Annotated in this window: 2 protein-coding genes; both read right to left on the minus strand. The window is 43.6% G+C overall.

Annotated elements, in window-relative coordinates:
• Positions 1 to 63 precede the first annotated feature (63 nt).
• A complete protein-coding gene (gene ltrA / locus ACTNDS_RS16580; protein ID WP_441036853.1) occupies positions 64 to 1320 on the minus strand; it encodes a group II intron reverse transcriptase/maturase in 1257 nt (418 codons plus the stop codon).
• A gap of 30 nt (positions 1321 to 1350) precedes the next feature.
• The gene (locus ACTNDS_RS16585; RefSeq protein ID WP_441036854.1) at positions 1351 to 1539 is read right to left on the minus strand and encodes a hypothetical protein; all 189 of its coding nucleotides are present in this window, start codon (positions 1537 to 1539) and stop codon (positions 1351 to 1353) included.
• Positions 1540 to 1872: the final 333 nt, after the last annotated feature.

Raw genomic sequence — 1872 nt, forward strand, 5'->3', positions numbered from 1 at the left:
AGTAGGTAGACCCAAGGAACCTCCCCTTGAGTCCCCATCAGAACCGTACGTGAGCCTCTCAACTCATACGGCTCCTTCTCCAACAGATGGTAATATTCCAAATTTCCAGTGTGCAAACAAGTTCCTGTCTCTTCTGGCTATTGCACCAAGCCAGTGCTCGGCTCTGCTCCTCGTATTTTTCTTTTTATAACTTCGTCGTACCCATTTAATCAGGCATTGATTGATATAACGCAGCACCTCGTAGAATTCCGATTTATAATAGTGCGTGTAGTAGTTAATCCATCCTTGTACTACTTTGTTTATCATGTTTCCAATGTCCTTCAGTGTTAAATTTACCTTCAACTGTATCTTCCATTCTCTGATTTTCTGTTTCATGGCAGTTTTGGCTTTTTCACTGACCGCAGGCGTGAATCCTACAAAGCACTTTCCTGCTTTGTTCTTGTTTAACCTTGGTCTGAATGTGTAACCCAGAAAAGTGAATTGAGTACAGCTATAGTTTTGTGACCTTCGGTCATCCTTGCAGTAAACAATACGCGTCTTTTCTTTATTCAGTTCCAGTCCAAACTGTTGAAAACGTTCTTCCAGTTTTTGCTTTATGAATACAGCCTGCTTATACGATTGACAGTGCAGTACTCCATCATCAGCATATCTTTCCCACCAGATGTTCGGATATGCTTTTGACATGTAATCGTCAAATACGTAGTGAAGAAACAGATTTGCAAGTATCGGACTGATAACTCCTCCCTGAGGTGTTCCTGCTTTACGCTCAACAACCGTACCATCACTCATAATAAATGGCACTGTAAGCCAGCGTTTTATATAGAGTATCAGCCATTTGCTCTGCGTATGTTTCTCAACCATGTACATCAGATATCCATGTTTAATGTTATCAAAGAGCCCTTTGATATCTAATTCCAATACCCAGTCTCTTTTAAAACATCTTTCCCTTGCTTGTCCTACTGCCTGAATTGCAGATTTGTTCGGACGGTATCCATATGAGTCATTGTAAAACATTGGCTCAACCAACGGTTCAAAGTACATCTTCGCGACCATTTGTGCGATTCTGTCCTCTACTGTTGGAATTCCCAAAATTCTGGTGCCACCATTTTTCTTGGGTATAGCTACTGCCCTTACAGGCTTCGGGAAATAACTTCCTGATGCCATTCGGTTCCATAGCTTATACAGGTTGTTATTAAGATGCTCCTCAAACTCTTTTATGGTTTGTTCGTCCACCCCATAGCTTCCTGCATTTTCCTTTACCGCCTGAAAAGCTGCAATTACAGCTTTCTTTGAAATATCAAACTGTTTTGCTTCGCTCATAAGCTCCTCCTTATTCCTAAGTTGACTTATTTACTCTGCTTGGATACTGTGGCTTCTTCGCTCTGTTTTCTTTTCAGAAACCGTCTTCACTACTACAAGCCACTCTGCCCCTATGGCTGTATCGGTACTCTGTACCTTGCGGTTCATCCGCTTGGTACCCTCCCTTAACACCAGCCCGTAGGTTCCCACGTTCCATGCGAATGCCTGAACAGTGTTCATGCCACCTTTACGCCGTCCACCGCATAACCAGTAAATAGGCTCCCGTTATGCTTATCCCAGGTTAACGACTGACCCCCTGGTTTTGATGGAATCTATACGCTTTCGACGTTTTCGTAAGTGGTTCACAGCTTCGTTCATCTCCACTGTTCACACCTGACTGTTTTATACAGCCTTTTCTCTGACGCTCAGCACCATAGCTTTTGACTACAGCACCTCAGAGTGGTTTGAAACCTCCACCTATATGGCGGTTCCGATGGGCCTGCCATCATCATTCACACAGCATGGCTATACTTGTTTGGCTTCATGCCACAAGTCCTCGCCTTCGTGGCGCAC

The organism is Blautia sp. HCP3S3_C12 (genome assembly GCF_052064155.1).
Taxonomy (GTDB): domain Bacteria; phylum Bacillota; class Clostridia; order Lachnospirales; family Lachnospiraceae; genus Blautia_A.